General features: G+C 72.4%; 27 protein-coding genes. 14 read left to right on the top strand and 13 right to left on the bottom strand.

Annotation, left to right across the window (positions count from 1 at the left end):
* Positions 1 to 143: 143 nt before the first annotated feature.
* On the bottom strand, positions 144 to 707 hold the full coding sequence (locus IEY96_RS09805) for a dihydrofolate reductase family protein (RefSeq protein WP_189194491.1): 564 nt from the start codon (positions 705 to 707) through the stop codon (positions 144 to 146).
* 337 nt (positions 708 to 1,044) lie between these two features.
* Between IEY96_RS09805 and IEY96_RS09800 the strand changes: the two genes are divergently transcribed.
* From IEY96_RS09800 to IEY96_RS09785, 4 genes are all read left to right on the top strand, one after another.
* A complete protein-coding gene (locus IEY96_RS09800) occupies positions 1,045 to 1,572 on the top strand; it encodes a tetratricopeptide repeat protein (RefSeq protein WP_189194490.1) in 528 nt (175 codons plus the stop codon).
* A complete protein-coding gene (locus IEY96_RS09795; RefSeq protein ID WP_189194489.1) occupies positions 1,554 to 2,255 on the top strand; it encodes a tetratricopeptide repeat protein in 702 nt (233 codons plus the stop codon). The genes IEY96_RS09800 and IEY96_RS09795 overlap by 19 nt, the downstream gene beginning before the upstream one ends.
* Positions 2,256 to 2,524: 269 nt before the next feature.
* Positions 2,525 to 3,145 carry a LysE family translocator gene (locus IEY96_RS09790; RefSeq protein ID WP_189194488.1) on the top strand — a complete coding sequence of 207 codons (621 nt, stop codon included), beginning with the start codon at positions 2,525 to 2,527 and terminating at the stop codon, positions 3,143 to 3,145.
* A 71-nt stretch (positions 3,146 to 3,216) separates the two neighbouring features.
* A complete protein-coding gene (locus tag IEY96_RS09785; RefSeq protein ID WP_189194487.1) occupies positions 3,217 to 3,627 on the top strand; it encodes a tyrosine-type recombinase/integrase in 411 nt (136 codons plus the stop codon).
* On the opposite strand, the gene metH is transcribed toward IEY96_RS09785, so the two are convergent.
* The gene (metH, locus tag IEY96_RS09780; RefSeq protein WP_189194486.1) at positions 3,614 to 7,129 is read right to left on the bottom strand and encodes a methionine synthase; all 3,516 of its coding nucleotides are present in this window, start codon (positions 7,127 to 7,129) and stop codon (positions 3,614 to 3,616) included. The genes IEY96_RS09785 and metH overlap by 14 nt on opposite strands.
* A gap of 312 nt (positions 7,130 to 7,441) precedes the next feature.
* Here metH and IEY96_RS09775 point away from each other — a divergent pair, with 312 nt between their 5' ends.
* Together IEY96_RS09775 and IEY96_RS09770 are read left to right on the top strand one after the other, a co-directional pair.
* Complete coding sequence (locus tag IEY96_RS09775; RefSeq protein ID WP_030504102.1) at positions 7,442 to 8,311, top strand: PAC2 family protein; 870 nt, start codon at positions 7,442 to 7,444, stop codon at positions 8,309 to 8,311.
* 114 nt (positions 8,312 to 8,425) lie between these two features.
* The gene (locus tag IEY96_RS09770) at positions 8,426 to 9,217 is read left to right on the top strand and encodes a GntR family transcriptional regulator (RefSeq protein ID WP_189194485.1); all 792 of its coding nucleotides are present in this window, start codon (positions 8,426 to 8,428) and stop codon (positions 9,215 to 9,217) included.
* A gap of 197 nt (positions 9,218 to 9,414) precedes the next feature.
* On the opposite strand, the gene mshC is transcribed toward IEY96_RS09770, so the two are convergent.
* The 4 genes from mshC to IEY96_RS09750 all read right to left on the bottom strand — a co-directional run bounded on the left by mshC (position 9,415) and on the right by IEY96_RS09750 (position 12,976).
* Complete coding sequence (gene mshC, locus IEY96_RS09765; RefSeq protein WP_189194484.1) at positions 9,415 to 10,653, bottom strand: cysteine--1-D-myo-inosityl 2-amino-2-deoxy-alpha-D-glucopyranoside ligase; 1,239 nt, start codon at positions 10,651 to 10,653, stop codon at positions 9,415 to 9,417.
* A gap of 67 nt (positions 10,654 to 10,720) precedes the next feature.
* The gene (locus IEY96_RS09760) at positions 10,721 to 11,539 is read right to left on the bottom strand and encodes an SCO1664 family protein (RefSeq protein WP_189194483.1); all 819 of its coding nucleotides are present in this window, start codon (positions 11,537 to 11,539) and stop codon (positions 10,721 to 10,723) included.
* Positions 11,536 to 12,114, bottom strand: a complete 579-nt coding sequence (locus IEY96_RS09755) for a DUF3090 domain-containing protein (protein WP_189194482.1) — start codon at positions 12,112 to 12,114, stop codon at positions 11,536 to 11,538. The genes IEY96_RS09760 and IEY96_RS09755 overlap by 4 nt, the downstream gene beginning before the upstream one ends.
* A gap of 148 nt (positions 12,115 to 12,262) precedes the next feature.
* The gene (locus IEY96_RS09750) at positions 12,263 to 12,976 is read right to left on the bottom strand and encodes a histidine phosphatase family protein (RefSeq protein ID WP_189194481.1); all 714 of its coding nucleotides are present in this window, start codon (positions 12,974 to 12,976) and stop codon (positions 12,263 to 12,265) included.
* A 1,154-nt stretch (positions 12,977 to 14,130) separates the two neighbouring features.
* Between IEY96_RS09750 and IEY96_RS09745 the strand changes: the two genes are divergently transcribed.
* Positions 14,131 to 14,706, top strand: a complete 576-nt coding sequence (locus tag IEY96_RS09745) for a hypothetical protein (protein WP_189194480.1) — start codon at positions 14,131 to 14,133, stop codon at positions 14,704 to 14,706.
* 68 nt (positions 14,707 to 14,774) lie between these two features.
* Here the strand turns inward: IEY96_RS09745 and IEY96_RS09740 are convergent, their stop codons facing one another.
* A complete protein-coding gene (locus IEY96_RS09740) occupies positions 14,775 to 15,611 on the bottom strand; it encodes an undecaprenyl-diphosphate phosphatase (protein WP_189194479.1) in 837 nt (278 codons plus the stop codon).
* Positions 15,608 to 16,660 (bottom strand): LLM class F420-dependent oxidoreductase, encoded by a 1,053-nt coding sequence (locus IEY96_RS09735; protein WP_091265972.1) that lies wholly within the window; start codon positions 16,658 to 16,660, stop codon positions 15,608 to 15,610. The genes IEY96_RS09740 and IEY96_RS09735 overlap by 4 nt, the downstream gene beginning before the upstream one ends.
* 165 nt (positions 16,661 to 16,825) lie before the next feature.
* Here IEY96_RS09735 and IEY96_RS09730 point away from each other — a divergent pair, with 165 nt between their 5' ends.
* Together IEY96_RS09730 and IEY96_RS09725 are read left to right on the top strand one after the other, a co-directional pair.
* Positions 16,826 to 17,797, top strand: a complete 972-nt coding sequence (locus tag IEY96_RS09730) for an aldo/keto reductase (protein ID WP_189194478.1) — start codon at positions 16,826 to 16,828, stop codon at positions 17,795 to 17,797.
* 94 nt (positions 17,798 to 17,891) lie between these two features.
* Positions 17,892 to 18,083 carry a DUF5703 family protein gene (locus IEY96_RS09725; protein WP_091265978.1) on the top strand — a complete coding sequence of 64 codons (192 nt, stop codon included), beginning with the start codon at positions 17,892 to 17,894 and terminating at the stop codon, positions 18,081 to 18,083.
* A gap of 66 nt (positions 18,084 to 18,149) precedes the next feature.
* Here the strand turns inward: IEY96_RS09725 and IEY96_RS09720 are convergent, their stop codons facing one another.
* Both IEY96_RS09720 and IEY96_RS09715 read right to left on the bottom strand, forming a co-directional pair.
* On the bottom strand, positions 18,150 to 18,809 hold the full coding sequence (locus IEY96_RS09720) for a hypothetical protein (protein WP_189194477.1): 660 nt from the start codon (positions 18,807 to 18,809) through the stop codon (positions 18,150 to 18,152).
* 61 nt (positions 18,810 to 18,870) lie between these two features.
* A complete protein-coding gene (locus tag IEY96_RS09715) occupies positions 18,871 to 20,199 on the bottom strand; it encodes a M20/M25/M40 family metallo-hydrolase (protein ID WP_189194476.1) in 1,329 nt (442 codons plus the stop codon).
* 116 nt (positions 20,200 to 20,315) lie between these two features.
* Here IEY96_RS09715 and IEY96_RS09710 point away from each other — a divergent pair, with 116 nt between their 5' ends.
* From IEY96_RS09710 to IEY96_RS09700, 3 genes are all read left to right on the top strand, one after another.
* Positions 20,316 to 20,933 carry a hemerythrin domain-containing protein gene (locus tag IEY96_RS09710; protein WP_189194475.1) on the top strand — a complete coding sequence of 206 codons (618 nt, stop codon included), beginning with the start codon at positions 20,316 to 20,318 and terminating at the stop codon, positions 20,931 to 20,933.
* Positions 20,934 to 21,007: 74 nt separating this feature from the next.
* Entirely contained in the window at positions 21,008 to 21,994 is a 987-nt protein-coding gene (locus IEY96_RS09705; RefSeq protein WP_189194474.1) for a LysR family transcriptional regulator, read from the top strand.
* A 19-nt stretch (positions 21,995 to 22,013) separates the two neighbouring features.
* Positions 22,014 to 22,250 (top strand): hypothetical protein, encoded by a 237-nt coding sequence (locus tag IEY96_RS09700; protein ID WP_189194473.1) that lies wholly within the window; start codon positions 22,014 to 22,016, stop codon positions 22,248 to 22,250.
* Positions 22,251 to 22,301: 51 nt separating this feature from the next.
* Here IEY96_RS09700 and IEY96_RS09695 read toward each other — a convergent pair whose 3' ends face one another.
* The 3 genes from IEY96_RS09695 to IEY96_RS09685 are packed head-to-tail and all read right to left on the bottom strand — an operon-like array spanning position 22,302 to position 25,413.
* Positions 22,302 to 22,652, bottom strand: a complete 351-nt coding sequence (locus tag IEY96_RS09695; RefSeq protein WP_107074537.1) for a DUF3140 domain-containing protein — start codon at positions 22,650 to 22,652, stop codon at positions 22,302 to 22,304.
* Complete coding sequence (locus tag IEY96_RS09690; protein WP_189194472.1) at positions 22,652 to 22,825, bottom strand: hypothetical protein; 174 nt, start codon at positions 22,823 to 22,825, stop codon at positions 22,652 to 22,654. Before IEY96_RS09690 ends, IEY96_RS09695 begins: the two co-directional genes overlap by 1 nt.
* Before the next feature lie 38 nt (positions 22,826 to 22,863).
* Positions 22,864 to 25,413, bottom strand: coding sequence for an ATP-dependent Clp protease ATP-binding subunit (locus IEY96_RS09685; RefSeq protein ID WP_189194471.1), 2,550 nt, complete (start codon positions 25,411 to 25,413; stop codon positions 22,864 to 22,866).
* 117 nt (positions 25,414 to 25,530) lie between these two features.
* On the opposite strand from IEY96_RS09685, the gene IEY96_RS09680 reads away from it, so the two are divergent.
* Both IEY96_RS09680 and IEY96_RS09675 read left to right on the top strand, forming a co-directional pair.
* Entirely contained in the window at positions 25,531 to 25,908 is a 378-nt protein-coding gene (locus tag IEY96_RS09680) for a hypothetical protein (protein WP_189194470.1), read from the top strand.
* Between the two features lie 195 nt (positions 25,909 to 26,103).
* The gene (locus IEY96_RS09675; RefSeq protein ID WP_030504016.1) at positions 26,104 to 26,364 is read left to right on the top strand and encodes a hypothetical protein; all 261 of its coding nucleotides are present in this window, start codon (positions 26,104 to 26,106) and stop codon (positions 26,362 to 26,364) included.
* The last annotated feature ends 9 nt before the right edge of the window (positions 26,365 to 26,373 follow it).

The raw sequence follows: 26,373 nt of genomic DNA, 5'->3' as shown, positions 1-26,373 counted from the left end.
ACTCGATCTGTCAGCGCACGGCAAGGCGTGTCCTGCGCCATACACGGTCTGTGATCCGGGACGGGTATCACGATCGCCTCGAAACACAGCGCCACGAGATCCTTGGGCGGCCCGAAGCCCGGGCCGATCCGAGGCTGGGGTACTCAGCGCCTGGTCTCGTACCTGGTCAGGACCACGCCGTGAGGGAACGTCCGGGTCTCCACCAGGGTCAGGTTCACCCAGTTGTCCAGGGCCGCAAAGAACGGCGTGCCGCCACCCACCAGGACCGGATGGGTGACGATCGCGTACTCGTCGATCAGCCCGTCCCGCATGGCCACTGCGGCGAGTGTGGCGCCGCCGATATCCATGGGGCCGCCGTCCTCGGCCTTGAGCCGGGTGATCTCGGTGACCGCGTCGCCGGTGACCAGGCGGGTGTTCCAGTCGACCGTGCTGGTCGTCGAGGAGAACACCACCTTCGGCATGTCCCGCCAGCGGCGGGCGAACTCGATCTCCGCCGGTGTGGCACCCGGCTGCTGGTCGGCGGTCGGCCAGTGGGAGCTCATCGTCTCCCACAGTTTGCGCCCGTACAGCGCCGTGCCTGTCGCCCCCACCCGGTCGGACCACCACTGGAACAGCTCGTCGCTCGGCACACCCCAGCCGAGGTCGCCGCCGGGCGCGGCGATGTAGCCGTCCAGGCTCAGGTTCATGCCGAAGGTCAGTTTTCGCATGGTGTCAGCCTCCCGTGAGTTGGTACTCGGCGTACAGACCAGCACGGCGCGCAAGAATCATCGGTCAGGCCACACCGAGGGCCGGTTCACCACCACGCCAGGACCCCGTAACCAGGACGGCGATACGATCTCCGCACTTATCTCTAGACCAACCGTCAAGCAACACCTGGGACGGATTCGTCAAGCATCAGGTGGGACTCGACACGCCGGCAGCCGGTTGCCGGGTCTCAGGACCCGCGTGACAGATCAGTCTCGGGACGTGGGTGACACGTCCGGCTGGAGATGGACACAAGCACTGCGTCGATGGCTGGTCGGCGGCCTCTCTACACTGCTCCGCGTGACACTGCAGGCGTACGACCGTGGGGTGCTCGCTGCGCAGCGCCAGGCCTTCGAGGAGGCCCGTGAGCAGTTGGAGCTGGCCGGGCCGGATGACCGGGCGCTGCTGCTGCTGGGCCAGCTGGCCAGCAGCGGTCACGGCGAGCCGGCAGATCCGGTGAGGGCCCGCGGGTTGTACGAGCGTGCGGCTGAGTTGGGCAATGCCGAGGCGGCTCACAACCTCGGGGTCCTGTACGCCACCGGCCGGGGTGTCGTGCAGGACCAGGCGGCGGCGTTGCGGTGGTATCAGCGTTCGGCCGAGCTGGGCAGCGTGCCCGGTCGCCGGATGGTCGGTCTGATGTACGGCACCGGTCAGGGTGTGCCGGTTGATCAGAACGAGGCGGAGCGGCACTGGAGAATGGCTGCCGCGGCCGGGGAGGCGCAGGCGCTGCACGATCTGGGCACCCTCTTCGCGTACACCTGCCGGAGGCCGCGTCCTGGTACCTGGAGGCTGCCAAGGCGGGCATCGAGATGGCGAAGCGGGAACTGATTCTGCTCGCGCCGAAGCTCCGCATGCCGGCCTCGGTGGACCGTCGGGCGCGCACGATGCTCGGCGTGATCCGCGCCTTCCATCTTGGAGATCCGGCCGGAGGTGTGAAGCTGCTGGCCGTCTCGGCGGACGACGGGGACCCGATCGCCCAGCGCACGCTCGGTTACCTGGTCCAGCATGGGATCGGCACGACAAAGGACGACCTTCGGGCGACCGCTCTCTACCGGGCCGCCGCCGAGGCAGGGGACGCGCTTGCCGCGTTCAACCTCGGTGTGCTGGCTGGTGGGTCTGACGAGGCGGTGCACTGGCTGCGCCAGGCGGCTGAGGCCGGAGTCACTGAGGCGTACCCACGGCTGGGTGACCGGCTCAGCGAACGTGACGTCGACGAGGAGGCGCTGCGGTGGTACGTGCACGGCGCTGAGGCCGGTGACAAGGGCAGCATGTTCGCAGCGGCCTGCTGGTACCGCGACGGATTCGGCGGTCCGGTCGACCTTGTGCAGGCACTTCGGTGGTACCTGGCCATGCTGAATGTCGGCAGCGGCGACGGCATCCACGAAGCGCACGCGATCGTGCCACGAATGACTGCCGATGAAATCTACGAGGCGGGCACGCTCTCGGGCCGGCTGCTGGAGGCGGACCTCTTCGTGCAGCGGCAGGCTTCCCCGAGCGCTGCGTCCGATTGACCTGATGCTGCCGGCAAACGCGCCCGCTGCATCCCGGAGTTCCCCCCTGCGTTCAAGACTGGGGCGGAGTGTCACGCAGGTCCCGAGACCGGACATCGCCGGCAGCCGCTTGTCGTACTCCTTTTGATCCGGGACAGGTTGGCTTCACATGATGCGTGACGCGATGCCCTGGCTTGTTGACTACTCGGTGTGAACGCGGGGCGGACGGGGTTGCGTGGCTCCGAGGGCGTGACCCGAGGCGTAACAGGGGCATGGTTGGATGGGGTTCCGTGCTTGCCTCCCTACTCGCGTTCGCCGCCGTCGCGGCCGTCCTCACCGTCACTCCGGGCGTCGACACGCTCCTCATGGTTCGTACTGCGGCCGTCTCTGGCCGGCGGGTAGCGTTCGCCGCCAACGCCGGCATCTCGTTCGGCTGCCTCGTCTGGGGCATCGCGAGCGCGGTCGGGCTCACCGCCCTGCTCGCCGCCTCCCAACTCGCGTACGATGCGGTGCGCTACGCCGGTGCCGCTTACCTGCTATGGCTTGGTATCCAGGCGCTGCGCAGCCGCGCAGCCATTGCCACGCTCGATCCGGCCGAGCAGCTGCGGGTCACCGTCGGGGGAGCGTTCCGCCAGGGCGTCCTGACGAACCTGCTCAACCCAAAGGTCGGCATCGTGTACCTGTCGCTACTGCCGCAGTTCATCCCGCCCGGCTATGCGCCGCTGCCAGCCTCGGTCGCCCTGGTAGGCGTCCACCTGGTCGAAGGCGTCCTGTGGTGTGGGGTGCTGGTCCTGCTCGTGGACCGGATGCGGACGGTGTTGATGCGGCCGCGCGTCAAGCTGTGGTTCGAGCGGGCGACCGGCGTCGTGTTCGTCGGGCTCGGGGTGCGTCTCGCCGTCAACCGGCTCTAGCCGTGCTTGGCGCCACGCATGCTGACGGACTGTCGAGTCCGCCGCGACATCCGGCCAGGTAGCAACGCGGTGTGAACGGCCAGCCCCGGACGGTGCCCGTCTTCCTCACCAACGCCCAGGGCGACCCGATCAGCCGGCCGTCGTTCAACGCCAACGTCTGGAAGCCGGCCATCCGGACGGCCGGCATCGAAGACAGGCGGCAGAACGGAATGCACGTCCTGCGCCACACATACGCCTCGGTGCTGCTCGACGCAGGCGAGAGCATCAAGCCCTTGTCCCTGTACCTCGGCCACGCCGAACCCGGATTCACCTTGCGGGTCCACACGCACCTGCTGCCGAACAGCGAGGACCGCACCCGCCGGGCGATCGACGCGGCCTTCGGCTACAGCTTGGACGCCTCTGACGACCTGGCGACGGCCCAGGTAGTTTCCTGGAACGTGTTTGCGCAGCTCAGGCAGCGTGACGGCGTCACTTGGCGTTGAAGTAGTTGGCCTCGGGGTGGTGGACGACGATCGCGTCGGTGGCCTGCTCGGGGACGAGCTGGAACTCCTCGGAGAGCTGGACGTTGATGCGCTCGGCGCCGAGCAGCTCCACGATCTTCGCCCGGTCCTCCAGGTCCGGGCAGGCCGGGTAGCCGAACGCGTACCGGCAGCCCCGGTAGTCGGTGCGCAGCAGGCCGGCCAGGTCGGCCGGGTCCTCGTCGGCGACCGTACGTCCACCCGGCAGGACCAGCTCGGCGCGGATCCGCCGGTGCCAGTACTCGGCCAGCGCCTCGGTGAGCTGCACCGACAGGCCGTGCACCTCCAGGTAGTCGCGGTACTCGTTGCCGGCGAACATCTTCGCCGTGTACTCGCTGATCGGCTGCCCGACGGTGACCAGCTGCAACGCCACCACGTCCAGCTGCTCGCCCCTGGGCCGGAAGAAATCGGCCAGGCAGAGCCGGCGCTCCTGCCGCTGCCGCGGGAACGAGAACCGGGCCCGCTCGGAGTGCCCGTTCTCGTCCAGCACCACCAGGTCGTTGCCCTCGGAGTAGGCCGGGAAGTAGCCGTACACCACGGCCGCCTCGAGGACCTGGTCGGCGATGAGCCGGTCCAGCCAGTAGCGCAGCCGCGGCCGGCCCTCGGTCTCCACCAGCTCCTCGTACGACGGGCCCTTGCCTCCCCGGGCGCCGCGCAGCCCCCACTGGCCCAGGAAGGTGGCCCGCTCGTCGAGCAGCGCCGCGTAGTCGGCCAGCGGCACGCCCTTGACCACCCGGGTGCCGAAGAACGGCGGGGTGGGCACCTCCACGTCGACGGCCACGTCGGAGCGGACCGAGGAGTCGTCCAGCTCCGGCAGCGCCTCGCGGACCAGGGCCCGCTGCCGCTCGCGCCGCTCCCGGCGGGCCGCCAGGGCGGCCTCCCGTTCCGGGTCGACCACCGGCGCGCCGCCCCGCTTCGCGGCCATCACCCGGTCCATGAGGGACAGTCCCTCGAACGCGTCTCGGGCGTAGTGCACCTGCCCGGGGAACACCGAACGCAGGTCGTCCTCCACGTAGGCCCGGGTGAGGGCCGCGCCGCCGAGCAGCACCGGCCAACGCTCGGCCACCCCGCGCGAGGCCATCTCGGCCAGGTTCTCCTTCATGATGACCGTGCTCTTGACCAGCAGGCCGGACATGCCGATCGCGTCGGCCCGGTGCTCCTCCGCGGCGTCGAGGATCGCGTTGATCGGCTGCTTGATGCCGATGTTCACGACGTCGTAGCCGTTGTTGGACAGGATGATGTCCACCAGGTTCTTGCCGATGTCGTGCACGTCGCCCTTGACGGTGGCGAGGACGATCCGCCCCTTGCCGTCGTCGTCGGTCTTCTCCATGTGCGGCTCCAGGTAGGCCACCGCGGTCTTCATCACCTCGGCGGACTGGAGCACGAACGGCAGCTGCATCTGGCCGGAGCCGAACAGCTCACCGACCACCTTCATGCCGTCCAGCAGCAGGTCGTTGATGATGGACAGCGGCGTGCGCCCCTGCGCCATCGCGGTGTCCAGGTCGGCCTCCAGGCCGTTGCGCTCGCCGTCGATGATCCGCCGCTTGAGCCGCTCGTCCAGTGGCAGCGCCGCCAGTTCCTCGGCCCGGGTGGCCCGCGCCGAAGCGGCGTCGACCCCCTCGAAGACCTCGATGAACCGCTGCACCGGGTCGTACCCCTCGCGCCGCCGGTCGTAGACCAGGTCGAGCGCGATCTCCCGCTGCTCGTCGGGGATCTTCGACATCGGCAGGATCTTGCTGGCGTGCACGATCGCCGAGGTGAGGCCGGCCTGCGCGCACTCGTGCAGGAACACCGAGTTGAGCACCTGCCGGGCCGCCGGGTTCAGGCCGAAGGAGACGTTCGAGATGCCGAGGGTGAAGTTGACTCCCGGGTAGCGGGCGGAGATCTCCCGGATCGCCTCGATCGTCTCGATGCCGTCGCGGCGGGTCTCCTCCTGGCCGGTGGCGATCGGGAAGGTCAGCGCGTCGATGAGGATGTCCGCCCGGCGCAGCCCCCACCGGCCGGTCAGGTCGTCGATCAGCCGGCACGCGACGCGTACCTTCCAGTCCCGGGTGCGGGCCTGGCCCTCCTCGTCGATGAGCAGCGCCACCACAGCGGCGCCGTGCTCCCGGACCACCGGCATGACCCGGGCGTAGCGGGACTCCGGGCCGTCGCCGTCCTCGAAGTTCACCGAGTTGACCACGCAGCGGCCGCCGAGCATCTCCAGCCCCGCCTCGACCACCGCCGGCTCGGTGGAGTCCAGCATGATCGGCAGGGTGGAGGCGGTGGCGAACCGGCCGGCCAGCTCCCGCATGTCCTGCGTGCCGTCCCGGCCGACGTAGTCGACGCAGAGGTCCAGCAGGTGGGAGCCGTCCCGGGCCTGGCTGCGGGCGATCTCCACACAGGCCTGCCAGTCGGCGGCGAGCATGGCCTCACGGAACGCCTTGGAGCCGTTGGCGTTGGTCCGCTCCCCCACCATCAGGATGCTGGCGTCCTGGGCGAACGGCACGTGGTGGTAGATCGAGGCGACGCCCGCCTCGGGGCGCGGCTCCCGGGCCTCCGGCCGCCGCCCGCGCAGCCGCTCGACCAGCACCCGGATGTGCTCCGGGGTGGTGCCGCAGCAGCCGCCGACGAGGCCGACGCCGTAGTCGGTGACGAACTGCTCCAGGGCGTCGGCCAGCTCCACCGGGCTCAGCGGGAAGTACGCCCCGTCGGCGGTCAGCACGGGCAGGCCGGCGTTCGGCATCACCGAGACGGGGATGCGCGCGTGCTGGGACAGGTAGCGCAGGTGCTCGCCCATCTCCGCCGGGCCGGTCGAGCAGTTGAGCCCGATCAGGTCGACGCCCAGCGGCTCGATGGCGGTCAGCGCCGCGCCGATCTCGCTGCCCAGCAGCATGGTGCCGGTGGTCTCCACGGCCACCTGGCAGATGATCGGGACGTCCCGCCCCAGCTCGGCCCGGGCCCGCTTCGACCCGACCACCGCGGCCTTGACCTGGAGCAGGTCCTGGCAGGTCTCGATGATCAGCGCGTCCGCCCCGCCGGCGATCAGGCCGGCGGCGTTCTCCTGGTACGCGTCCCGCAGGGTGGCGTAGGCCGCGTGGCCGAGGGTGGGCAGCTTGGTGCCGGGGCCCATCGAGCCGAGCACGAACCGCGGCTGCTCCGGCGTCGCGTACGCGTCGGCGGCCTCCCGGGCGAGCCGCGCCCCGGCCTCGGACAGCTCGCGGATCCGCTCCGCGATGCCGTACTCGGCGAGGTTGGGCAGGTTGGCGCCGAAGGTGTTGGTCTCCACGCAGTCCGCCCCGGCGGCCAGGTAGGCCTCGTGCACGCTCCGGACCACGTCCGGCCGGGTGACGTTGAGGATCTCGTTGCAGCCCTCAAGGCCGTCGAAGTCGTCCAGGGTCAGGTCGGCCGCCTGCAGCATCGTCCCCATCGCCCCGTCGGCGATGAGGATCCGGTCCGCCAGCACATCGAGCAACGAAGTCCGCACACGGCCAGGTTAGTGCGGCGCGGCCTCGACGGGTCACCGCAACCTGGGCTTCCCACATACTGTCAGCGGGATCACCGCGTACGTTTCATCCGGTTCGCCCGAGTGGTCGGGCCGGCCGACCGGCGCGGCCGACGGGCCGCGTCCCGCGGCGGCACGTAGGCTGACGGACGTGAAGGACATCAGCGACGCGACCGTGCGACGGTTCCAGGTCGCGGCGCGGCGTCAGACGCGCCGAGCCGGAAAAGTCGTAGGCGGGCGAACGGCCGGGCGACGCCCGGGCGCCGCTCCCGACGAGCAGGGTGGGGTGACGGCGTGACCGAGTTCGACGGACTGCCGGTGCTGCGGTCCCCGGTCGCCATCGCGGCCTTCGAGGGGTGGAACGACGCCGCGGACGCGTCCACCGCGGCCGTGGAACACCTGGAGCAGGTCTGGCAGGCCCGGCAGGTGACCGAGCTGGACCCGGAGGACTTCTACGACTTCCAGGTGAGCCGGCCGACCATCACGATGGCCGACGGGGAGACCCGCCGGGTCGAGTGGCCGACCACCCGCTTCATGGTGGCCAGCCCGGAGGGCACCGAGCGGGACGTGGTGCTGATCCGCGGCATCGAGCCCAGCATGCGCTGGCGCACCTTCTGCGAGCAGGTGCTGGAGATCTGCCACAGCCTGGAGGTCGAGCGGGTGGTGCTGCTCGGCGCGCTGCTGGCCGACGTGCCGTACACCCGGCCCCTGCCGATCAGCGGCAGCGCCTCGGACGCCGACGCCGCCAAGCGCTACCAGCTCACCCCCACCCGCTACGACGGGCCGACCGGCATCGTCGGGGTGCTGCACGACGCCTGCACCCGGGCCGAGGTGGACGCCGTGTCGTTCTGGGTGCACGTGCCGCACTACGCCAACAACCCGCCCTGCCCCAAGGCGACCCTGGCCCTCCTGCACCGGGTCGAGGAGGTGCTCGACCTGCCGGTGCCGATGGCCGACCTGGCCGAGGAGGCCGCCGAGTGGGAGCAGCGGGTGCGCAGCGCCGCCGAGCAGGACGCCGAGCTGGGCGAGTACGTCCGCGAGCTGGAGGAGCGGGTCGGCGACGCCGGCATCACCCCGCTGACCGGTGACGAGATCGCCCAGGAGTTCGAGAAGTACCTGCGCCGCCGGGGCGGCTCCGCCGGCCCCACCGCCGGCTCCTGGTAACACCTCTCCCACGAAGGCCGGGTCCTGCCGAGGGCCCGGTTTCTTCGTGTCCGGGGTGGCGAGGTCACTCCCTCCACGGCATCCTAGGAACCTAGCTGTCATGAGGAGGCGGGCATGCAGATCAATCCCGGCGCGGCGGAGTTCCCGCACCGGCAGATCGCCGCGCAGCTCAAGGCCCAGGTGCGCCGCGGCGACTGGGGGCCGGGCGAGCGGCTGCCGTCCATCCCGGCCATCGCCGAGATGTTCGGCGTGGCCAAGCAGACCGTGCAACGCGCCGTCGACCAGTTGCGGGTCGAGGGCATCCTCATCACCAAACCCGGCTCCGGTACGTACGTCCGGGGCACCCGGCGCCGGCTCAACCGGCTCTCCCGGGGCCGGTACGGCGGCTTCCGCGGCTACCACACCGACCTGGCCGCCCGGTACCGGCAGCAGCTCGTTTCGGTGGGCCGCGCCCCCGCCCCACCCGAGGTGGCCGACGCGTTCGGCGTGGCCGACGGCACCGAACTGCTCTGCCGGCGGCACCTCGTCCGCACCGACGACTCACCCGTCGAGGTGGGCGCCTCCTGGTTCCTGCCCGCCGACACCGCCGGCACCTCGCTCGAACGGGCCGAGGCGTTCGGCCGCCCGCTCTACCAGGAGGCCGAGGAGGCCACCGGCCGCCGGTACGCCACCGCGACCGACACGATCAGCGCCCGCCAGCCCAGCCGGGAGGAGGCCGAGATCCTCCAGATCCGGCCGGACACCCCGGTGCTGCACCTGCTGCACGTCGCCTACGACGCCCAGCGCAAGCCCATCGAGGTCGCCCACGCCACCTGGCCCGGCCCGATGACCACCCTCACGGAGGAGTACCGAATCCCCGCCCCGACGGCCGAGCCCGACCCCGATCCGGGCCTCGTCCTGGGCTGACCCCGCGCAGTCCGCTCCCCCCACGACCGGCGAGGCGGGCCGACGGGGGCATCGCGCCTCCGGCCGGGTCGACGCTTTCCCGGTCGGGCCGGCGGTGCCCCGGCCCGACCGGTGGTGCCCCGCGCCCGATCGGCGGTGCCCCGGCCCGCGTCGCTACCGTCCGAGGACCGGGCGCGGGACGGCGTGGAGAGCGTGAGTCAGAGGCGGATGCCGAGGAGGGCGTCGACCGTGTCGGCGAACAGCTTCGGAGCCTCGGCGTCGTCGGCCACACCAGCGAGGGCCTGGTCGGCCCAGGCGTCGGCCACGGCCAGGGCGCCGGGGGTGTCGAGGTCGTCGGCGAGGCGGGCGCGTACCCCGGCCAGAAGCTCCGCGCCGGACGGGCCGGCCGGCGCGGCGGCGGCCCGGCGCCAGCGGGCCAGCCGCTCCTGCGCCGCGACGAGCAGCTCGTCGGTCCACGAGCGGTCGCTGCGGTAGTGCCCGCTGAGCAGGGCCAGCCGGACCGCCATCGGGTCGACCTGGTCGGCCCGCAGCCGGGAGACGAAGACCAGGTTGCCCTTGGACTTCGACATCTTCTCGCCGTCCAGGCCGATCATGCCGGCGTGCACGTAGTGGTCGGCGAACGGGGCCTGGCCGGTCAGCCGCTCGGCGTGCGCCGCCGAGCACTCGTGGTGCGGGAAGAGCAGGTCGTTGCCGCCGCCCTGGACGGCGATCCGGTCGCCGAGCAGGTTCAGCGCGATGACCGCACACTCGATGTGCCAGCCGGGACGGCCGGCGCCCAGCTCGCCACCCGGCCAGGACGGCTCGCCCTCGCGGGCGCCGCGCCACAGCAGCGGGTCGAGCGGGTCCCGCTTGCCGGCCCGGCCCGGGTCGCCACCGCGCTCCGGGAAGATCTCCAGCATCTGCTCGCGGGACAGGTTGGACTCGTAGCCGAACGCGGGGGCGGCGGCCACGTCGAAGTAGACGTCACCGGTGCCGTCGTCGAGCCGGTACGCCGCGCCGTCCTTGAGCAGCACGAGGACCTTCTCGGCGATGTCCGGGATCGACTCCACCGCGCCCACGTAGTGCGCCGGCGGGATGATCCGCAGCGCCTCCATGTCCTCGCGGAACAGGGCGGTCTCCCGCATGGCCAGGACCTTCCAGTCCTCGCCGTCGCGCTCGGCCCGCTCCAGCAGCGGATCGTCGATGTCGGTGACGTTCTGCACGTACCGCACCGTCAGGCCGGCGTCCCGCCACATCCGCTGCACCAGGTCGAAGGTGATCATGGTGGCGGCGTGCCCCAGGTGGGTGGCGTCGTACGGGGTGATGCCGCAGACGTACATGGTGGCCGCGCCGTCGGGCTGACTTTGGTGGAGGCCTTGCCGCGCCGAGTCGTACAAGCTCAGTGGCGTGCCCTCACCCGGCAGCCGTGGCACCTCGTGTCCCGCCCAAGACTCCATGATTGCCAGCCTAACGATCCGTCAGGCGCTCGGGTGGCACGCCTCGGGTGATCAACGCGACAGCGGCTCACATGGGCGGCCACGGCATGGCCGGCCACTCCTCCGGCGGCAGCGGGAACCGCCCGGTCTCCCGCAGCCGGTCCACCCGGGCCGCCACCTCGGCGACCTCGCTGATGGTGAGGTGCTCGGCCAGCTCGTCGCCGAGCGCCCCGGTGAGCTGGCCGGCCAGCCCGTCGAGCATCTCCACCGCGTCCGGCGGGAGCCGCCGGCCGGACCAGCCCCAGAGCACCGTGCGCAGCTTGTCCTCGACGTGGAAGCAGACCCCGTGGTCCACCCCGTAGATCCGGTCATCGGGACCGACGAGCACGTGGCCGCCCTTGCGGTCGGCATTGTTGATCACGGCGTCGAGGACGGCCAGCCGGGCCAGCCGTGGGTCGTCGGCGTGCGCCAGCGCGTACGCGGCCCCGTCGTCGTCGCGCGCCGCGGCGATCGGGAACCAGCGCGGCGGCACCGTCTCGGCCGGCACGAAACCGACCAGCGGCTCGGCGTCCTCCGGCTCGTCGATCCAGAGCTGGCAGGAGCCGGGACCGAACGGGCCGTCGCGCAGGACGGTCGGCGGCACCAGGTCCCAGCCGGTGGCCTGGGAGACCAGGTAGGCCGAGACCTCCCGGCCGGCGAGCGTCCCGTCCGGGAAGTCCCAGAGCGGCCGCTCGCCACGGACCGGCTTGTAGACGCAGTGCGCCGTCGCCCCGTCGAGGGTGACGATGCCGCGCAGGGTGGCGTTGGAGGCGTCGACCAGCCGCCCCTCCAGGGTCAGCTCACCGTCGCTGAGCAGTCGCAGCGAGGCGGCGGCGCCCTGTCGGGGCTGAAGTTCCGACGACGTCACCGGTGATAACCGTTGTGCCGGGGGCAGAGGTGACCGGCCGGGTCGAGCGGCTGGCCGCAGAGCGGGCAGGGCGGGCGACCGGCGTTGACCACCCGGCGGGCCCGTTCGATGAACGCGCGGGTCGCCTCGGGGGTCAACCGGACCCGGAGCCGGTCGAGGTCGTCGTCCGGCTCGTCGGGGTCCTCGTCGGTGTCGTCGTCCGCGTCGCCCAGCTCGACCTCGGCCTCCGCCTCACCGGCGGCGATCGCCTCGATCACCACGGTGGCGGTGTCCACGTCGAAGGCCAGGCCCAGGGTGCCCACCCGGAACTCCTCGTCGACCGGGGTGTCGAGCGGGTCGTTGTCACCGGTCACCGGGGCCGTCTCCGGCAGGTCGACGCCGAACCGGCGCTGCGCCTCGGAGAGCAGCTCCTCCAGCTTCTCGGCGAGCAGGGACACCTGGACCTTCTCCAGCGCGACGCTGACCAGCCGGCCACCGCCGCGCGCCTGGAGGAAGAACGTGCGCTCCCCCGGCGGGCCGACGGTTCCGGCGACGAACCGCTCCGGCGGCTCGAAGGCGTGCACCTGGTGGGTCATACCCACGACCCTATCCGGCGCGCGGAACCGTCGCGCAGCGCACCGACGCCGAATCCGCCCAGGGCGAAACGCCATGGCCCACCATGGCCGTCGCCGGGCGTGGCGCGGCCGCTCACCGGGCCACCGTCGCTGGGCCTGGTGAGGCGGCTCACCGCACCGCCCCCGCACCGCCGCCCACGGCCGCGTCCGAGTCGGTCGCCCGGGTCGCCCGCCGGCGCCGCTTGCGCGCCGGCGGGACCAGCCCGGCCAGGTCTCCGCCGGTGTCGTTCAGCCGCACCAGGAAGGGCCGCAACGAGGTGTAGCGGATCGCGGTCACCGACGCCGGGTCGGCCACGATCCGCTGGAAAAGATCCAGGTGTACGCCGAGCGCGTCGGCCACGATCGCCTTGATCACGTCGCCGTGGCTGCACGCCAGCCAGACCGCCTCGGGCCCGTGCTCGGCGCTGATCCGGGCGTCCCAGGCGCGCACCGCGGCGACCGCCCGCGCCGACATCGCCGCCATCGACTCCCCCTCGGGAAAGACGGCGGCACTCGGGTGCTGCTGCACCACCGGCCAGAGGGGCTCCTTCGCCAGCTTCTTCAGCGGCTGCCCCTCCCAGGCGCCGTAGCCGCACTCGATCAGCCCCTCCTCGACCACCGGCTCCGCGCCGGGCAGGGCCAGCTCCAGGGTCTGCCGGCAACGGATCAGCGGGCTGGTCACCACGGCCGCGAGGGGCAGTCCCTTGAGCCGCTCGCCGACCGCCGTGGCCTGGCCGCGCCCGGTCTCGTCCAGCTCGACCGGTTGCCGTCCGGCCAGGCCCCCGTCGGCGTTCGCGGTGGTCCGGCCGTGTCGCAGAAGCAGAAGGGTCGCCACGTTGACCACCCTAGGCGCTCCCACCCCCTTGATCGACTCCACCACGCGATGTGGCGGTATCACCGGCCATCCGACACCGCCACCTCGCCGACCTGGCGTCCGGCGTGCCGGTCGGGCCGAGACCAAGGCCCTGTCCCGGTCGGACGCCGGGCCTCCCGCGCCGCGCTGCGCCGTGCGACGGAGTCAGCCATGCGAGCACGGGCTGGCGTGACGGCCGACACGTCCGCGCCCGGAACACCCGGGTGGGTCGGGCCGTTGTGCAGAGCGTCGGTGTGTCCAGTGTCCCCGGGCCTCACCTAAATTGCCTTCGCGGAATACCGTCCGGCTGGAGCCGCGTCGTGCCACTCGCCGAGAGGCGACCTGCACACCGACACCAACAGCGCCGCCCGTCCCCCCGGGGCCGGGCGGCGCTGTTGTTTCCGCCCGGTCCCTCGCGTCCCGGACGGCGGCTGCCGCGGATCCGCTGGGTTCGGCCCTACCCGCCGCGCCATCAGGTCGGGGCGGATCAGGTCCAATCGCCCCAGCGAGGGGGGCCGGTGCTCAACACCGCCTTTGCTCTGCAGCCCTTCACGCAACGCCGGAGGTCCGGGAGTGATGCTTCCGTGGCTGCAGAGCAAAGGGGCCGAGCAGGTGGTCCGGTACTGGTTGGCGGTCCAGGCCCAACTCGGGGCCTGGAGCTAATGTCCGGTTTGTTCCGAAGTCCGGGCCGTTAGTGGAACGCTATGGATGTCTCCAGGGCCGGGATAGCTCCATAACGTTCCACCGACGGTGGGTTGCGGGACATCTGGTGGAACGCCATGGTTGTCTTTGTCTCCGAAGTCCGGATGCACCAGTGGTGTTCCACCGACCGGGCTCGGCTGGGCGGCGTGTCCGTTTCGCGGGTGGTCGGCGGCACTCTGGCGGCGGAATGCCGGGCGGGTTCGCGTCGTTGTATCCCCGTGAACGACCGAGGAAGACGCCCCGCCAGGCGGGGTGGCCGGGCCCGGAATGATGGTGGCCCGCCGGTCGTTGTACATGGTCCCGGCGCGACGAAGAGGCTTTGCCCCGCGACCGGATGATCCCCCCAAGACTTTTTGAGCGCCTGACGGTGCTTGCGCACACCACCACACCCGGCCGACCCCCGTCGGCTTGTGTGTGCGCCGACCCCCGAATGGAGCTTTCCCATGAACACGATGCTGCGTAAGAGCGTGCTGGGTATTGCTGGTCTGGCCTTCACCGGTGGCGTCTTCGCTGGTCCGGTCGCCGCTCACGCCGATGCCGGCCCCGTCGAGGGCAAGCCGGTCGCCGTGGCCGTGCAGGGTGACAAGCTGATCCCGCACGGTGTGCAGGGCGCCCAGTCGAAGATCGACCTGAACGACGAGCAGACCGCCAACGCGAAGGCGATCATCGCTGCGACGAAGAAGGCGGGTCTGCCGGAGCGGGCGGCGGTCATCTCGATCGCCACGTCGCTGCAGGAGTCGAAGCTGGAGAACCTGGGTCACCTCGGCGACAAGAATGACCATGACTCGCTGGGCCTGTTCCAGCAGCGCCCGTCCTCGGGTTGGGGCACGCCGGAGCAGATCACCAACCCCGAGTACTCCACCCTGGCTTTCGAGAAGGGTCTGAAGCAGGTTGACGGTTGGCAGGACATGCCGCTGACCGTGGCCGCCCAGACCGTGCAGGTGTCGGCCTACCCGGATGCGTACGCGCAGTGGGAGCAGCAGGCCGCCGACATCGTCGCCCACCACTGGAACAGCTGACCCAAGAAGCAAACGCTGGCCGGCACCCCAAAACACGGGGTGCCGGCCAGCGGCGTCTGAGGATCAGCTCAGGTGGCGTTGATCGTGCCGGTGAGGAGCAGGCAGAGGACCAGAGTGCCGAGCGCCACCCGGTAGAGGACGAACAGGTACAGGGTGTGGTGCGCGACGTAGCGCAGCAGCCAGGCGATGGCCGCGTAGCCGATGGCGAAGGCGATCACCGTGGCCACGACCATCTGCGCCACGCTCGGCGCCGCCGTGCCGGGCGCGGACGGCTCGAAGACGTCCGGGATGCTGAACACGCCGGAGATCACCACGGCCGGGATGGCCAGCAGGAACGAGTAGCGGGCCGCCGTCTCCCGGGTGAGGTTGAGCAGCAGGCCGGCGGTGAGCGTGCCGCCGGAGCGGGAGACGCCGGGGATCAGCGCTGCGGCCTGGGCGAAGCCCATGATGACGCCGTCGCGCATCCGGAAGTTCTCCAGCGTGCGGGTCTGGCGCCCCCAGTACTCCGCGAGGGCCAGCACGATCGCGCCGACGATCAGCGTGCCGGAGATCAGGTACAGGTTCCGGCCGGCGGTGCGGATCTGGTCCTTGAAGAGGAGCCCGAAGATGCCGATCGGGATGGTGCCGACGATGACGTACCAGCCCATGCGGTAGTCGAGGCTGGAGCGCACCGAGCGGTCGAACAGGCCGAGGACCCAGGTCCGGACGATCCGCCAGATGTCCTTGAAGAAGTAGATGAGCACCGCGGCCTCGGTGCCCAGCTGGGTCACCGCGGTGAACGACGCCCCGGCGTCCCGGCCGAAGAAGATCGCCGAGGTGATGCGCAGGTGGCCGGAGGACGAGACGGGCAGGAATTCCGTGAGCCCCTGGACGATGCCCAGGACGATGGCCTCGACCCAGGTCACTCGCCGACTCCGGAGAGGTCCAGCGCCTCGGCGACGGTCCGGAGGGTCTGCACGCCGCTGTCCCGGTCCGCCACGAACAGGGTCACCGACAGGGTGGTGACGCCGGCGGCGGCGTACTCCCGCATCCGCTCGGCGATGCGCTCCTTCGGGCCGAGCAGCGAGGTGCGGTCGATGAACTCCATCGGCACGGCGGCGGCTGCGTCGCGCTGCCGCTTGGCCAGGTAGAGGTCCTGCACCTCGCGGGCGGCGTCGCCGTAGCCCATCCGGGTGGCGAGCTGGTTGTAGAAGTTCTGCTGCCGGCTGCCCATGCCGCCGACGTAGAGGGCGGCGTACCAGCGGACCAGCTCGGCGCAGGTGGCGATGTCGTCGCCGACCACCACCGGCACCGACGGCACGACGTCGAAGCCGGCCAGCTCCTTGCCGGCCTTGGCCCGGCCGGCGCGGACCGAGGCGAGCTGCTCCTCGGCGAACTCCGGGGCGTAGAAGACGGCGAGCCAGCCGTCGGCGATCTCGCCGGCCAGCTCCAGGTTCTTCGGGCCGACCGCGGCCAGGTAGATCGGGATGTGCTCGCGCGGCGGGTGGAAGCCCAGCCGCAGCGCCTTGCCCGGGCCGTCCGGCAGCGGCAGCGTGTAGTGCTCGCCGTCGTACGCGACCTCCTTGCGGGCCACCGCGAGCTTCACGATGTCGACGTACTCCCGGGTGCGGGCCAGGGGCTTGGCGAAGCGGACGCCGTGCCAGCCCTCGGAGACCTGCGGGCCGGAGACGCCCAGGCCCAGCCGGAACCGGCCGCCGGAGAGGGCGTCGATGGTCGCCGCGGTCATCGCGGTCATCGCCGGGGTACGGGCGGGGATCTGCATCACCGCGGCGCCCACGTCGATCCGCTCGGTCTGGCCGGCCATCCAGGCCAGCATGCTCGGCGAGTCGGAGCCGTACGCCTCCGCGGCCCACACCACCGAGTAACCGAGCCGATCCGCCTCCTGGGCCAGAGCCAGGTGGTCGGCGGGCGTGCTCCACGCCGTCTGGTATCCGAGGCTGAGCCCGAGTCGCACTGGTCCTCCCACCATCCGCACCACAGGTCGCATCAGGTTACGCAATGGGAGTGGCCGCGCGAACCACCGGCTCACCTCGAACTCGTCACACCCGCGGAAGGGTCGCGCGGGAAGTTGACTATGGCGAGGATATCCGTGACGCCGGGTTCGAAATAAGGTTCACCCATGCAACAGCGACCGCTCGGCCGAAGCGGGCTGGCGGTTTCGCGGCTCGCGCTCGGCACCATGACCTGGGGACGGGACACCGATGCCGACGACGCGGCCGCCCAGCTGAAGAGTTACCTCGACGCGGGCGGCAACCTCGTGGACACCGCCGACGTGTACGCCGACGGCGACGCGGAGTCGGTGATCGGCTCCCTGCTGGGCAGCCTGGTGCCCCGCGACGAACTGCTCATCGCCACCAAGGCGGGGCTGCGGCCGGGCAGCGGCCGCCGCCGGGACGGCTCCCGCGGGCACCTGCTGCGCACCCTGGAGGCTTCGCTGCGCCGGCTCGGCACCGACCACGTCGACCTCTGGCAGGTGCACGGGTACGACCCGGACACCCCGCTGGAGGAGACGCTCTCCGCGCTCGACCACGCGGTGTCCAGCGGCAAGGCCCGGTACGTCGGGGTGTCGAACTTCTCCGGCTGGCAGACCGCCCGCGCCGCCGCCTGGCAGGCCGCCTGGCCGGGGCGGGCCCCGGTGGTCGCCGCCCAGGTGGAGTACTCGCTGCTGGAGCGGGGCGTGGAGCGCGAGGTGCTGCCCGCCTGCGAGGCGATGGGGCTGGGCGTGCTGCCCTGGTCGCCGCTGGGCCGCGGGGTGCTCACCGGCAAGTACCGCAACGGCCGCCCGGCGGACTCGCGGGCGGTGTCGCCGCACTTCGAGCGCTTCGTCGCCACCTACCTGGAGCCGCGCTGCTCCAGCATCGTGGAGGCGGTGGCCATCGCGGCCGGTGGTCTGGGCGTGTCGCCGCTGGAGGTGGCGCTGGCCTGGATCCGGGACCGGCCCGGGGTGACCGCGCCGATCCTCGGCGCCCGGACCGTGGGGCAGCTGCTCGGCGCGCTCCAGGTGGAGCGGATGACCCTGCCGGAGGAGATCGTCACCGCCCTGGACGACGTCTCGGCGGTGCCGGTCGGCTACCCGGAACGGGACGGCTGAGCCCCGCCGCCCGGGCACGGGTGTGCAAAACGGGCGACGCGGGTCACCGTCAGGGGGTGGCGACAGGCCGCCGGGCTGGGCCAGCATAGAAGGCATGGACTACGAATACGCGCCGCTCCGGTTGCCTTCGAACGTTGATCGGTTGACCGCCGCGGCGCAGCTGGCGATCCAGGCGGAGTTCTCCGGTTGGGAGTTGGCCCGGGTGCGGCTGTACCGGGACGGCACGCGGCAGGTCATGCTGCGGCGCCGCCGGGTCAACCAGCCGCAGCCGGGCCTCTCCTACTGACGACGGGCCGGAGGCGCGGCGTCCCCGGGGCCGGCACCGCACGGTGGGCCCCGGGGGCGTCACGGCCTAGTGGGCGTGGTCGTGGTCGTGCTCCTCGTCGAGCTCCAGGAACGGGTGCTCGTCGAGCCGGCCGACCAGCCGGTCGTCGGCGGCCGGCTGGAACGGGCCGACCGGGTCGTCGTCGTCGAAGGACTCCAGGTCGACCGGGGTGCCGACCTCGCTGACCATGACGACGCCGTCGAGCGGCTCCAGCTCGGGCACGTCGAGGGCGGACAGCGAGCCGTCGCCGCTCTGCAGCAGCTCCAGCACGGCCTCGCCGACCCCTTCGACCGGGGCCGTCTCGTCCTCCTCCGGGGTGCCCTCGCGGCGGGCCGCCTCGGCCGCCCGGATCAGCGCGGCGACGCTGGGGACGCGGTAGTCCCGCCGCTGCCGCACCGAGATCACCCGCGGGTGCGGGTCGGTCGCCTCGACGCCCTCGCCGCCGCCGAAGCGCTCGTCGGCCTCGTCCGGGTCGATCGACTCGACGTCCCAGGGCGTCACTTCGCCGAACGCGTCGAGCAGCTGCTCGTCGTACGCGAACGAGGCGTTGTTCAAAGCGACGTACGCCTGCCAGACGGCGTCGTCGTCGATCCGGCCCTGGGCGGCGCGGACGGCGGCCAGGTGGGCGCGGGCCGCGTCGATCACCCGCTCGAGGGCGGCGTCCAGCTCACCGTGCTGGTCGGTCATGTGAGGCAGTCCCTTCGCGATGGGGGAGGTTCCCGCGCCGGCAGTGACGCGACGGGCACGCTCAGCAGCTGCGGAGAAAGCGGTCGAGAACCCGCACGCCGAACTGTAGTCCGTCCAGCGGAACCCGCTCGTCGATGCCATGGAACAGGCCGGAGAAATTGAGGTCGGCGGGCAGCCGCAGCGGCGCGAAGCCGAAGCACCGGATGCCGAGCTGGGAGAACGCCTTGGCGTCGGTGCCGCCGGAGAGCATGTACGGCACGGGGCGGGCGCCCGGGTCCTCGGCGCGCAGCGCGGCCGACATGGCCTCGACCAGGTCGCCGTCGAAGGTGGTCTCCAGGGCGGGCTGGCGCTGGATGTACTCGACGGCGATGTCCGGCCCGACCAGCTCGCGCAGCTGCCGCTCCAGCAGCTCGCTCTGGCCGGGCAGGCTCCGGCAGTCGATGGTGGCGGTGGCCCGGCCCGGGATGACGTTGTCCTTGTAGCCGGCCGCCAGCCGGGTCGGGTTGGCGGTGTTGCGGATGGTCGCGCCGATGATGTTGGCGATCGGGCCGAGCTTGGCGATCGCGGTCTCCGGGTCGTCCGGGTCGATCTCGATGCCGAGGACGTCGGAGACCTCCGCCAGGAACGCCCGTACGGTGTCGGTCATCACCACCGGGAAGCGGTGCCCGCCGATCCGGGCGACCGCCTCGGCGAGCGCGGTGACCGCGTTGTCGTCGTGCACCATCGAGCCGTGGCCGGGGCGGCCCTTGGCGTGCAGGCGCAGCCAGTCGATGCCCTTCTCGGCGGTCTCGATGAGGTAGAGCCGCCGAGACTCGTCCACGGAGTAGGAGAAGCCGCCCACCTCGCCGATCGCCTCGGTGCAGCCGTCGAAGAGGTGCCGGTGCCGCTGGGCGAGGAAGTGCGCGCCGTAGTCGCTGCCGGCCTCCTCGTCGGCGGTGAACGCGAGCACGATGTCGCGGGACGGGCGGACGCCGGCGCGCTGCCAGCCGCGGACCACGGCCAGCACCATGGCGTCGAAGTCCTTCATGTCGATCGCGCCCCGGCCCCACAGGTAGCCGTCGCGGATCTCGCCGGAGAACGGGTGCACCGACCACTCGTCCGGGTCGGCGGGCACCACGTCGAGGTGCCCGTGCACGAGCAACGCGTCCCGGCCCGGGTCGGTGCCGGGGATCCGAGCCACCAGGTTGGCCCGGCCCGGCGCGGACTCGATCAGTTCCGCGTCGACCCCGACCTCGGCGAGCTTCTCGGCGACGTACTCCGCGGCCCGGCGCTCCCCGACGCTGGTGTCATTGTCCCCGGTGTTGGTGGTGTCGATGCGCAGCAGGTCGCGGCAGAGGTCCACGACCTCGTCGGTGGGGTCCGGTCGGGTGGAGGGGGCGTCGCTCGTCATCGCTTCTTCATACCAGCCGGCCCCGCCGGACCGTCGGCCCCGGTCGGGGCGCGGTTTCGCGGATCGCGCGGGCGGGTACCGCCGGACCGCCACACCCGTCGATCCCGGAGGACACCATGACCGTCCCCCTGCCGCCGCTGCCGCCCGCCGCCGACGACGCGTACCGGCCGGGTGGGCGGAGCCTGGCCGACCACGTGGACCGGGAGCACCGGGCGCTGCTCGGGCTGGCCGGGCAGGTCACCGATCCGGGCCTGGACGGGGCGCGCCGCCGCGAGGTGCTGGACGTGCTGACCGCCGCGGTGTCCCGGCACCTCTCCGCCGAGGAGCAGTACCTCTTCCCGGCCGCCCGGGCGGCGGTGCCGGAGAGCGCCGAGATGGTGGACCGGGAGATCGAGGCCGACGCGGCCCTGCTGACCGCGCTCAAGGGACTGTCCGGGCCGGACGACCCCGCGGTGACCGACGTCGCCGACCGGGTACGCCGGCACGTGAGCCGGGTCGCCGCGCTGCTGGCGCCGCTGCGCGAGGTGGCCAGCGACGCGGAGCTGATCCGGCTCGGCAACCGGTGGGAGATCGCCGAGGAGGCGGCGCCCACCCGGCCGCACCCGGGGACCCCGGCCACCCCGCCCTGGAACAAGATCGTCGAGCCGGCGGTGGGCGTGCTGGACAAGGTGCGCGACGTGGTCACGGGCCGGCGCACCCGCCTGGCGGACCTGGAGCGCCCCCGCGACCTCTGAACCCTGGTTCATACAGCTATACCGATGCCGTCGGACCCTTCCGCCCACCCGTTCGGTGGTCCTACCGTCACCGTATGAATCTGGAGCTGCGACACCTGCGGGTGGTCTGCGCGATCGCGGAGACGGGGAGCGTCACCAAGGCGGCCTCCACGCTCGGCCTGGCCCAGCCGGCGCTGACCGCCCAGCTCCAGCGCATCGAGCGCGCCCTCGGTGGGCCGCTGTTCGAGCGGGACCGCCGGGGCGCCCGGCCCACCGCGCTGGGCGAGCTGGTGCTGGACCGGGCCCGGGTGCTGCTGCCGGCCATGAAGGGCCTCCAGGACGAGGCGGCCCGGCTGGCCGGGGCCGGTGACCCGCTGAGCCGCTACCGGTTCGGCGGGGTGAACAGCCCCATCCTGGGCCGGCTGGTGCACCGGCTCGCCGCCGAACGCCCCGAGGTGCAGATCACCACGTACGCGTCCTGGTCGGTGGACGAGCTGGCCCAACTGGTGGCCGGCGGGCGGCTCGACTTCGCGCTCACCGGGGTGTGCGGGGACGCCACCCCGTCGGCGGAGTTCGGGCTGAGCTGGCGGGAGGTGGCCGTCGACCCGGTCTTCGTGCTGCTGCCGCAGACCCACCCGATGGCCGGACGCGACGAGGTGGGCCTCATCGACCTGCGCCGCGAGCAGTGGGTGGCCGCGCCCGGGGACGGCTGCTTCGGCGACTGCTTCGCGGCCGCCTGCGCCCGGGCCGGCTTCACCCCCCGCAAGGTCTACGAGGCGGACGTGCGGGGCTGCCTGGACCTGGTGGACGCGGGCGAGGCGGTGGCGCTGTGCCAGGCCACCTTCCGCCCGGTGGCCGGGCTGGTGACCCGCCGGCTGGCGGGGACGCCGCTGCGCTGGCGGCTGCTGCTCGGCTGGCACCCGGACGCCCCGGCGGCCCGGGTCGCCGAGCCGGTGCTGGAGACGGCGTTGGCGTCGTACACCGACGCGCTGGCGAACCACCCGGACTACCTGGCCTGGCTGCTGGCCCACCCGGACTTCGGCGCGCAGCCGACCACCGCGGGCGGGGTGCGAACCGCCTGAGCGCGGGTATCTGGGCGGCATGACTGATCTGTACCCCGCCGCCGACCAGCGGGAGCTGCTGCGCCAGGCGGCCGCCGCGCACACCGCCGCCTCCGCCGACCTGGAGGCGTTCCTGCGCCGGTTGCCCGAGGTGCCCGAGCCGGCCGACATCACCGAGTACGCCAACCTGCTCACCCGGGAGGAGCGGGCGCGCGGCGACCGGCAGGACGCGGCCGACGCCGCCGGACTGCAACTGCCCAGCATGGAATCCGAGTAGACCGACGGCGACGGCACCCGGGAACCGTCCCGGGTGCCGGCGCATAGCACGTCAGCGTTCGATGAGGACGTCGTGGCCGAGGTCGAGCAGCGAGTGCCGCCACTCGTCGTCGGCGTTGCCCCGGCTCGGCTTCGCCGCGGTCAGCGCCCGGATCCGCTCGATGGCGTCCCGCATCACCTCGATGTCGTCCGGGGTGAGGTCCACCTTGCGCTTGGTCAGCACCTGGAGGATCCGCCGGCCGGGCTCGGGCAGGTCGAGGTCCGGGCCGGGGCCGAACGCCTCCTCCCCCGAGCCGCGGGTGAGCAGCCACTGCCGCAGCTTCTCGGAGGGGACGTTCACCTCGGCGTGGAAGTCGTCCCAGATCACCTCGACCTCCGGGTCGAGTCGCGCCTCGCGTACCATCACGCCTCCTCTTCCGACGGCGACCCGGACGGCGTCGGGTCGCCCTCGCCCTTGTCGGTGTGCTGCTTCAGGCCCTCCGGCGGCACCTTGACCCGGGCCGGGTTGGCCGTCGGGGGCGCGACGATGGGTTCGGTTCGCTCGGTGTCCTCCCGGGTCTCCTCGGGTTCCGTCATGTCCGCCCTCCGATCCGTCGGGGCTGGGGCGTCTTCCCTCATCGCGGATGGGACGTCGACGCGGCGGTGTAGCCGCGGTCGGTGGCGCGCACCTCGAAGGCGAGCTGGCCGTCCCGCGCGTCGACGGTGACGTGCTGGCCGGGCGAGATCTCGTTCTCCAGCAGCATCCGGGAGAGCCGGTTGTCGACCTCGCGCTGGATCACCCGGCGCAGCGGCCGGGCGCCGAACTCGGGCTGGTAGCCGTGCTCGGCCAGCCAGTCCACGCCGGCGGTGGTGAACTCGACCTGGATGTCCTGGGCGTGCAGGCGGCGGCGGGTCTCCTCCAGCAGCAGTCCGGTGATCTGGCGCAGCTGCTCGGCCTCCAGGCGCTGGAAGATGATCACCTCGTCGATCCGGTTGATGAACTCGGGCCGGAAGTTCTCCTGGAGCCGGCGCATCAGCCGCTCGCGCAGTTCGCTGGTCTGCTGCTCGCCGGGCTCGCCGGCGCCGAAGCCGACGGTGCGCTGGGTGCCGGTGATCAGCTCCGAGCCGAGGTTGCTCGTCATGATCAGTACGGTGTTCTTGAAGTTCACCGTGCGCCCCTGGCTGTCGGTGAGCCGGCCGTCGTCGAGCACCTGGAGCAGGATGTTGAACACGTCCGGGTGGGCCTTCTCGATCTCGTCGAGAAGCACCACCGCGTACGGGCGGCGGCGCACCGCCTCGGTGAGCTGGCCCGCCTCCTCGTAACCGACGTAGCCGGGAGGCGCGCCGACCAGCCGGCTGACCGTGTGCCGCTCCTGGAACTCGCTCATGTCCACCCGGACCATCCGGTCGGCCTCGCCGAAAAGCGCCTCGGCGAGGGCCCGGGCCAGCTCGGTCTTGCCGACGCCCGTGGGGCCGAGGAAGAGGAAGCTGCCCATCGGCCGGTCCGGGTCGGCCAGCCCGGTACGCGAGCGGCGCACCGCCTCGGCCACCGCGCTGACCGCCTCGTCCTGGCCGACCACCTTCTCGTGCAGGTGCCCCTCCAGGCGCAGCAGCCGGTCCCGCTCCTCCTCGGTGAGCTGGTTGATCGGGATGCCGGTGGCCCGCGACACCACCTCGGCGATCTCCTTCGGCCCGACCTCGGGCACGTGGTTGGGGCCCTCGTCGCCCCGGGCGCGCCGGAGCTGGTCCTCCAGCTCGGCGGTGCGGTCACGCAGCTGGGTGGCCCGCTCGTACTGCTCGTCGGAGACGGCCTGCTCCTTGTCCCGGCGTACCTCGTCGAGCTGCTGCTCCAGCTCGCGCACGTCGGCGGCCGGGGTGCGGGTGCGCAGCCGCACCCGGGCGCCGGCCTGGTCGATGAGGTCGATCGCCTTGTCCGGCAGGTACCGGTCGGTGACGTACCGGTCGGAGAGCTCGGCGGCGGCGACCAGCGCCTCGTCGGTGAAGCGGACCTGGTGGTGCGCCTCGTACCGGTCGCGCAGGCCGCGCAGGATGGCCACGGTGTCCTCGACGGTGGGCTCGGGGACCAGCACCGGCTGGAACCGTCGGGCCAACGCGGCGTCCTTCTCGATGCTCTTGCGGTACTCGTCCAGCGTGGTCGCGCCGATCACCCGCAGCTCGCCGCGGGCCAGGGCGGGCTTGAGCATGTTGGACGCGTCCATGCCGCCCTCGCTGCCGGCGCCGCCGGCGCCGACCAGGGTGTGGATCTCGTCCAGGAAGACGATCAGCTCCTCGCGGTGGGCCCGGATCTCGTCGATCACCTTCTTGAGCCGTTCCTCGAAGTCGCCCCGGTAGCGGGTGCCGGCGACCAGGCCGGCCAGGTCGAGCTGGATGACCCGCTTGCCGATCAGGGTCTGCGGGACGTCGCCGTCACAGATCCGCTCGGCAAGCCCCTCCACGATGGCGGTCTTGCCGACGCCGGCCTCGCCGATCAGCACCGGGTTGTTCTTGGTGCGCCGGGACAGGATCTCCACGGCCTGCTCGATCTCGTCGGCCCGGCCGATCACCGGGTCGATCTGGTCCATCTGGGCCAGCTCGGTGAGGTCCTGGCCGTACTGGTCGAGGGTGGGGGTGCCCCGGTCCGGCTTCGGGCCGGTCGACGGGCCGCGCTCGGCGCTGGCCGCCTGGAGCGACTCGGGCTGGATCCGCCCGGCGGCGAGCATCCGGCCGGCCGGCGACTCGGGGTTGAGCGGCAGGGCCATCAGGATGTGCTCGGGGCCGATGTAGTTGGCCCCCATGGCCCGGGAGAGTTGGTGCGCGTCGAGCAGCGCCCGCTTGGCCGCCGGGGTCAGCGACAGGTTCGGCGGCACCTCGCCCCGGGGCGCCCCCTCGCCGCGCCCGCCCAGCGCGTTGACCAGCGCGTCCGGGTCGGCGCCGGCCCGGCGCACCAGGTCCCGTAGCGGCTCGCGCTGCAACGCCGCCCACAACAGGTGGTCGGTGTCCAGGTCGTTGCTGTGCTTCTGGGCCGCGCGGCGGGCCGCGTCGGCCAGCATCTCCCGCGCGTCGGCGGTCATCAGCCGGGTGATGTCGACCCGGTGCGCCGGCCGGCGTCCCCCCTCGCCCCGCCCGAAGTACCGGGCCAGGAATTCGTCCCACGGGTCGTTGCCGAAGTCACCGGGTCCCATCATCTCTGTCCTCCGCAGTCGGTCGGCACGGCCGCCGGGGCGCGACAAGGCGCGGCACGGTCGGCGGTGGCTACCCGGCGGTCGGCGCGACAAACGCGGCGAGGATGGCACGCTGGGGTCATGGAGAACCCGCCGCTGCTGATCGTCGACGGCGCGAACGTGGTCGGTTCGCGGCCGGACGGCTGGTGGCGGGACCGGGCCGGGGCGGCCGCCCGGCTGCGGGACGCGCTGGTGCCGCTCGCCGAGGCGGGCGTACCGCCGGAGCTGCCGCCGCCCGTGGAGGTGGTGCTGGTGGTGGAGGGCGCGGCCCGGAACGTCCCGGCGGTGCCCGGGGTGGCCGTGGTGTCCGCGCCCGGGTCCGGCGACGACGCCATCGTCGAACTGGTCGCGGCCGCGCCGGAGCGCCGCCGGGCGGTGGTCACCGCCGACCGGGAGCTGCGGGCCCGGGTGGGCGCGCTCGGGGCCGAGGTGTACGGCCCGCGCCGGCTGCCCCGCTGACCGGTCCCCGGCACGCGTCCCGTGCACAGGACCGGAGGATCCGGCGGCGGGACTCGCGGGTGCCGCCGTCAAGCGCCTTTACGCACGTCAGGGCGGTAATCGGACACCCGGGCAGGAACGCCGCGAGGGCGGATGTTCGCCCACCCGCCGGGATGGGTTGTAATGGAGATCTCCCCCGCCCCCAGGAGGTCCCCCGTGGCGAGCGTCGCCGAGCTGAAGGCAGCGATCGATGTCGCTCTCCAGCAGATAGGAGACGGGCAGACAGCCGTGCAGGCGGCCGGCGAGAAGCTGGCCGAGGCGCAGCAGACCCTCGCCGGAGCCCTGGAGGGCAGCGGCCACGAGACCGTCGAGGCGGCCCAGGCCTCGCTGACCCAGGCCAGCCAGGAGCTGGAGGAGTGTCTCGCCGCCACGCTGGTGGCGGTCGAGCAGGCACAGCTCTACGTCGCCACCCTCTGAGGGCCGGTC

It is taken from the genome of Micromonospora fulviviridis (assembly GCF_014648395.1).
GTDB classification, from domain to species: domain Bacteria; phylum Actinomycetota; class Actinomycetes; order Mycobacteriales; family Micromonosporaceae; genus Micromonospora; species Micromonospora fulviviridis.
The sequence above is the reverse complement of the archived record's forward strand: the minus strand, read 5'-3'. Positions and strand labels throughout refer to the sequence as shown.

Bases quoted from the DNA above. Each gene is read 5' to 3' on its own strand.
- IEY96_RS09745 (WP_189194480.1), top strand. From the start codon at position 14,131: ATGAACACGATGCTGCGTAAGAGCGTGCTGGGTATTGCTGGTCTGGCC.
- IEY96_RS09705 (WP_189194474.1), top strand. From the start codon at position 21,008: ATGAATCTGGAGCTGCGACACCTGCGGGTGGTCTGCGCGATCGCGGAG.
- IEY96_RS09770 (WP_189194485.1), top strand. From the start codon at position 8,426: ATGCAGATCAATCCCGGCGCGGCGGAGTTCCCGCACCGGCAGATCGCC.
- IEY96_RS09715 (WP_189194476.1), bottom strand. From the start codon at position 20,199: ATGACGAGCGACGCCCCCTCCACCCGACCGGACCCCACCGACGAGGTC.
- IEY96_RS09710 (WP_189194475.1), top strand. From the start codon at position 20,316: ATGACCGTCCCCCTGCCGCCGCTGCCGCCCGCCGCCGACGACGCGTAC.
- IEY96_RS09795 (WP_189194489.1), top strand. From the start codon at position 1,554: ATGGCGAAGCGGGAACTGATTCTGCTCGCGCCGAAGCTCCGCATGCCG.
- IEY96_RS09720 (WP_189194477.1), bottom strand. From the start codon at position 18,809: ATGACCGACCAGCACGGTGAGCTGGACGCCGCCCTCGAGCGGGTGATC.
- IEY96_RS09730 (WP_189194478.1), top strand. From the start codon at position 16,826: ATGCAACAGCGACCGCTCGGCCGAAGCGGGCTGGCGGTTTCGCGGCTC.
- IEY96_RS09680 (WP_189194470.1), top strand. From the start codon at position 25,531: ATGGAGAACCCGCCGCTGCTGATCGTCGACGGCGCGAACGTGGTCGGT.
- IEY96_RS09695 (WP_107074537.1), bottom strand. From the start codon at position 22,652: ATGGTACGCGAGGCGCGACTCGACCCGGAGGTCGAGGTGATCTGGGAC.
- mshC (WP_189194484.1), bottom strand. From the start codon at position 10,653: ATGGAGTCTTGGGCGGGACACGAGGTGCCACGGCTGCCGGGTGAGGGC.
- IEY96_RS09725 (WP_091265978.1), top strand. From the start codon at position 17,892: ATGGACTACGAATACGCGCCGCTCCGGTTGCCTTCGAACGTTGATCGG.
- IEY96_RS09700 (WP_189194473.1), top strand. From the start codon at position 22,014: ATGACTGATCTGTACCCCGCCGCCGACCAGCGGGAGCTGCTGCGCCAG.
- IEY96_RS09805 (WP_189194491.1), bottom strand. From the start codon at position 707: ATGCGAAAACTGACCTTCGGCATGAACCTGAGCCTGGACGGCTACATC.
- IEY96_RS09690 (WP_189194472.1), bottom strand. From the start codon at position 22,825: ATGACGGAACCCGAGGAGACCCGGGAGGACACCGAGCGAACCGAACCC.
- IEY96_RS09685 (WP_189194471.1), bottom strand. From the start codon at position 25,413: ATGATGGGACCCGGTGACTTCGGCAACGACCCGTGGGACGAATTCCTG.
- IEY96_RS09755 (WP_189194482.1), bottom strand. From the start codon at position 12,114: ATGACCCACCAGGTGCACGCCTTCGAGCCGCCGGAGCGGTTCGTCGCC.